We start from the raw sequence: 5323 nt of genomic DNA, 5'->3' as shown, positions 1-5323 counted from the left end.
GCCAAATTTGTCTTGCCGCTTTAGCGGTTAGACAAAGGCTCGTATTTGAAACAATTGCGGTTTTTCAATTGGTTCAAATCGATGCCGGCCGCGTTCCACAACCAGCAAGCCCGGAATGCAGTCAGAATCAGTTCTGTTTAACACTTATTTCTTAACAGGCAATCCTAAATAATCCATCAACAATTCGCAATACATCATATTCGCCCATGAGAACCACTCGCGGGTGAAATTAGCGGGGTTCTCAACATCGAAACCTTCATGCATCATATTGGTACCGGCAGTAGTATTGGCCAACAATTCCAGAATCCGTAATTTTTCAGCGTGGTCAGGTTGCGTCAGGCCTTGAATTGATAAACCGATTGGCCAAATATAATTCTCAGGCGTGTGCGGGCTGCCAAGGCCTTGGCCGTATTTACCAGCGTAATAATAAGGATTTTCTGGGCTCAATAATGTTTTCCGCGTGGCCAGATAAGTCGGATCGTCCATTGCTAAATAATCCAAATATGGCGCGCTCATTAAGTTAGGAATATTACCATCATCCATGATGACTGCGTGGCCTAAACCGTCAACTTCATAGGCATAAACTTTTTCACCAGCCTGGTTTAAAGTCGTGCCGTATTTTTCAATCCCAGCATGAATTTCATCAGCCAATTTTTGGGCTGTCTGAGCCAACTCTGGCTCATTTAGAACCGTGGTGAAAATCTCGTGGAGATAACGCAAAATTACAACGGCAAACATATTAGCAGGCACTAGATAGCCGTAAACACAAGCGTCATCACTTGGCCGGAAGCCTGACCAGCTCATCCCGGTATAACCGACTGGTTTGCCGAGACCATCATTTTCCAAAGTGTCTTCAGGACGATCTTCAGTTCGTTCGAAGCGATAAGTTGATTGTTCCTCGTGGTGCTGCTCAGTGGCAATCACTTGAAATAATTGTTTGATCGCCGCCACAAACGTGTCATCAAATTGAGCAGTTAAACCAGTATTTTTATAGAGGAGATAAGCCAATTGCACTGGGTAGCACAGTGAATCCAATTCATATTTCCGTTCCCAGATCCAAGGACCCATTGCCGTTTTGTCAGATTGATGGCCGTGATTATTGCCAGTTAAATTAAAGGCATTGGCATAAGGATCCAGATTCATATTGAAGAATTGCCGTTGGACGACCTTCAAAATCACTTGTGCCACTTCAGGATCAGTTTGCGCCATCACCAAGTATGGCCGCAACTGGGCAGTGGAATCTCGTTGCCACATGGCCGGAATATCACCAGTTAAGACGAAGATGTTCTTTTTCTCATCTTCTTCAAGCGTGGTTTCAAGGGTATTGGTAAAAGTAATGTCAAAAATTTTCGCTAAATTCTGATGTTCAGTACCAGATAACTGATTGATTTTTTCTACAAAGTCGCGCACTGCTGGCGTTACATAAGATTTTGTCATTTTATCACCACTTGATATATTTTTTTACAAGCCAAGTATATCATGTAAGCGGTCAAAAAACAGCCTTTTATCTTAAAAAAGCGTTTATTTTTTTCGATAAATGATATACTATAAGTCATATCAACTAGTTAACTGGGAGGCGAGTACTCACGCCAACAAATCAAAACAAATATTGGACGATTTTCCAAGATCTACAAACTAAAATTTGGTCCGGCTTCTATCCAGCGAATCAACAATTACCCTCTGAAAATGAACTGGCTAAACAATATCAAGTCAGCCGAATTACTTCAAAACGAGCTTTACAAGAGCTGGCCAATATTGGCCTAGTGCAACGGCGCCAAGGTAGTGGTACTTTCGTTCGCCGTGGTTTACGCTTGCGCGAGCGGACGCAACGAATTTTATTGGTGATTCCTTTTGCACCAGAATCTGGTCTCGGCGATTATATTACTGGGATTCGCGCAGTGTTAGCAGCACAACAGCAAACTTTAACGGTGATTGATAATCATCAGTTTGCTCAAACCGAACTTGCTAAAATTGCCCACGACTTTGATGGGATTATTTACTACCCTCAAAATTTAGCTCTGGAATTAAGCACTTTGCAGCAATACACCTTGGCTCATGTTCCCCTAGTATTACTCGACCAAACCGCCACTGGTCTGCCAATTTCTGCGGTCGTCGCCGATAATACTCAAGGTGGTTACTTAGCCACCCAAACTTTAATTAATAATGGTCATGAACATATTGTTTTTCTGGCGCAAAGCGATTTTGCCCAGTCACTGAATTCTTCCGTGGCGCAACGTTACTTTGGCTATTTGCAGGCATTGGCGGAGCAGGACTTAACTTTTGCAGTCAATCCCCAGCAAGCCCATCAATTAACGACCCACCATTTTGCTGACTTGATTCCTTTTCTCAAGCAGGAGCAAGTCACGGGAATCGTCACCGAGAACGACTTGTTAGCCTTAGCCACCATGGATTATCTGCAAGAAAATGGCTATCAAATTCCCCAGCAATTATCAATTATTGGTTTCGATAACATTACTCGCAGTGCCACTAGCCAGCCCCAACTGAGCACAATTACTCAAGATTTCCATACGATCGGTCGCCAAGCAGCGCAATTATTGCGGGAACGAATCGACAATCCTTTTGATCCTGACCTGAAACAAATTACTGTTCCCGTTAATTTAACGCCGCGGGATTCAGTTAGTGTGTTGCAGCATCACTAATCGTTTTCTTTACGGCTTTTCAGATAAGTAAAGTGACTGAGACTACTTGTCAAACTGGTCCTTTTTTGAAAAAATAGGCGCGAACGAGCGCACATAAAACAAAGGAGTTTATCATGCAAATTACAGCAATTGATACGCGTCAAGGTACCGACAACAATTATCGCCTTTCTCACGGCAATGCCTTGCCACTGACTGGCGTGCCTTTCGCCATGAATTATTTCACGGTTCAAAATGACGGCAGTCAAGGTGGCTGGTTCTTTAATCCCCGAGCTCATCGTTTTGAAGGCTTCCGTTTAACTCATCAACCTAGTCCTTGGGTCGGTGATTTCTCGAAGCTGCTGATTCTACCGATTAATCAAAATCCCGGCGTTGATCAAATTGAGGATTTCGCTGGGTCCTTTGATCCTGAGGCAGCCGTTTTTAGTCCCGTTAAATTGGCGCTGTTTGATCAACACTATCAAATTGCCAGCACCTTGATTCCGAGCACTTATGGCGCCACCCTTCACAGTGAATACAACCACGCTCAAGCTGGTTTCCAATTGCAACTGCCTGGTCAAGGTGACGTTCACCTTGATCCAGCAACCCGCACAATCAGTGGTTATGTCAACAACATTTCTGACTGTGAAGATCCTGATTTTAAGATGTATTTTGAAATTCAAGCCACTCAAGAATTTGATTTAAAGGCGACGCTAGCTGGTAGCGACCAAAATCCCGTCATTGCCGCAACTGATGAAACTCATTGGCAAGGCCAGGATTTACAGCTGTGCTTCTTCATCAGTGGTCAAACAAACGATTTACAATTAGCGACCTCATTTTTATCGGCGGAACAAGCACACTTGAACTTGCAGCGTCAGCAAGAAAAAACAACGGCAGAACAATTAACCGCCGCAATCGCCGCTTGGCAACACTTCTTTGATCGCATCGAAATTAAAGATCAGCGTCATCACGAACAAGTCCAGACTTTCTACACGACGTTGTATCGCTTATTCTTGTTCCCACAGAAATTCTACGAACTGGGCGCTGATGGCCAGCCTTATCATTACGACACCTTGGCAAAAGCCGTTAAACCCGGCTATCTCTACACCAATAATGGTTTCTGGGACACTTATAAAACTGTTTATCCATTCTACTCAATTATTGCGCCGGAAATTCTCCACGAAATGTTGCAAGGCTTCCTGACCAGCTATCGTGAAAGTGGCTACCTGCCAAAATGGTTGTCACCTGACGAACGTGGCATGATGCCAGGAACGCTAATTGACGCTGTGATTGCTGATGCCGCCAGCAAAGATCTGCTTACCACGACTGAATTAAATGAATTTTTAGCAGCCATGGAAAAAGCAGCCACCGTTCAAAGTGACGATCCTAAATATGGCCGCCGTGGCACTTATGACTACTTAAAGTATGGTTATGTGCCGAACAGCCACGATGAAAGTGTCAACCACACTTTGGACTATGCTTACAGTGATTACTGCATTGCCATCGTTGCCGAAAAAGCTGGCCGCGCTGATTTAGCCGCTAAATATCAAAAACGTGCTTTAAATTATCGCAATATTTTCGATACCAGTACCGGTTTCTTACGTCCTAAAAATGCTGACGGAACTTTCCAAGCGAATTTCCGGCCGTTGCAATGGGGCCACGGTTATACAGAAGGTAGTGTTTGGCAAAATGGCTTTGCTGTTTACCAAGATATTGAGGGCTTAGCCAATTGTTATGGCGGTCGCGAACAGTTCTATCAAAAGCTTGTTGAATTAGTGAATAGCCCGGCTGCTTTTGAAGTTGGTGGCTATGGCTTTGAAATTCATGAGATGACAGAATTAGCCACCTTAGATTTCGGTCAGCTGGCCTTATCTAACCAACCAAGTTTCCACATTCCTTATTTATTCAGTTACGTTGACCATCCTGAAATGACCCAACTTTTAGTGAAGCAACTTTGCCAGAAGTTCAATGCTGGCTTTGATGGCTATCCTGGTGACGAAGATAATGGCTCCATGGCTGGCTGGTTTGTTTTATCAGCACTAGGCTTTTATCCGGTGACGCCAGGCAGTGGCGAGTTTGTACTAGGCATGCCAATGTTCGACCAAGTTGTCCTGCACTTACCACAACAAAAAGAATTCACCTTAACCACTCGCAACAACAATCCCCAAAACCAATTTGTCCAAGCCCATCAGTTAAACGGCCAATCATTTACCAGCAGCTATTTGACTTACGAGCAAATCATGGCCGGTGGCGAATTCACTGCTACCTTAGGTTTAGCACCAGAACAGCATCACTTTAGCGATGCTGAGTTGCCATTCTCAATTTCAAAATAACGACCAATCAAGCCCAGCTAATTAGCTGGACTTTTTTAGTTCAAAACCTCTAATACAGTGAAAGTGATAAAACAGAACTGGTTCTGACTGCATTCCGGGCTTGCTGGTTGTGGAACGCGGCCGGCATTGATTTGAACCAATTAAAGACCAAAATTCAAAACCATTAAAATCTAATAATGGTGTTGAAACAGAACTGAGTCTGACTGCATTGCGGGCTGCTTGTCGTGGAACGCGGCCGACACTGATTGAAGCCTTTTTTCAAAAGTCTCCAATACAGGTCTTATTGTAAGTGCTAAAGCACTAACAATAATTTGGCGGCTGACGACAAGATCCCTCCATTCCGTCTGGAGTTGA

General features: G+C 43.9%; 4 protein-coding genes. 2 read left to right on the top strand and 2 right to left on the bottom strand.

The genetic code is table 11. The features are described from left to right. Positions 1-144: 144 nt before the first annotated feature. Complete coding sequence (locus EKM82_RS11045) at positions 145-1437, bottom strand: glycoside hydrolase family 125 protein (protein ID WP_125769443.1); 1293 nt, start codon at positions 1435-1437, stop codon at positions 145-147. Positions 1438-1616: 179 nt separating this feature from the next. On the opposite strand from EKM82_RS11045, the gene EKM82_RS11040 reads away from it, so the two are divergent. Both EKM82_RS11040 and EKM82_RS11035 read left to right on the top strand, forming a co-directional pair. Continuing rightward, the gene (locus EKM82_RS11040) at positions 1617-2660 is read left to right on the top strand and encodes a GntR family transcriptional regulator (RefSeq protein ID WP_225419732.1); all 1044 of its coding nucleotides are present in this window, start codon (positions 1617-1619) and stop codon (positions 2658-2660) included. A 113-nt stretch (positions 2661-2773) separates the two neighbouring features. Then, on the top strand, positions 2774-4969 hold the full coding sequence (locus EKM82_RS11035; protein ID WP_125769437.1) for a GH92 family glycosyl hydrolase: 2196 nt from the start codon (positions 2774-2776) through the stop codon (positions 4967-4969). 170 nt (positions 4970-5139) lie between these two features. Here EKM82_RS11035 and EKM82_RS11865 read toward each other — a convergent pair. Continuing rightward, the coding region (locus EKM82_RS11865) for a hypothetical protein (RefSeq protein ID WP_225419731.1) at positions 5140-5323 on the bottom strand (184 nt) is incomplete at its 5' end.

Source organism: Lapidilactobacillus wuchangensis (assembly GCF_003946645.1).
Lineage (GTDB): Bacteria > Bacillota > Bacilli > Lactobacillales > Lactobacillaceae > Lapidilactobacillus > Lapidilactobacillus wuchangensis.
The sequence above is the reverse complement of the archived record's forward strand: the minus strand, read 5'-3'. Positions and strand labels throughout refer to the sequence as shown.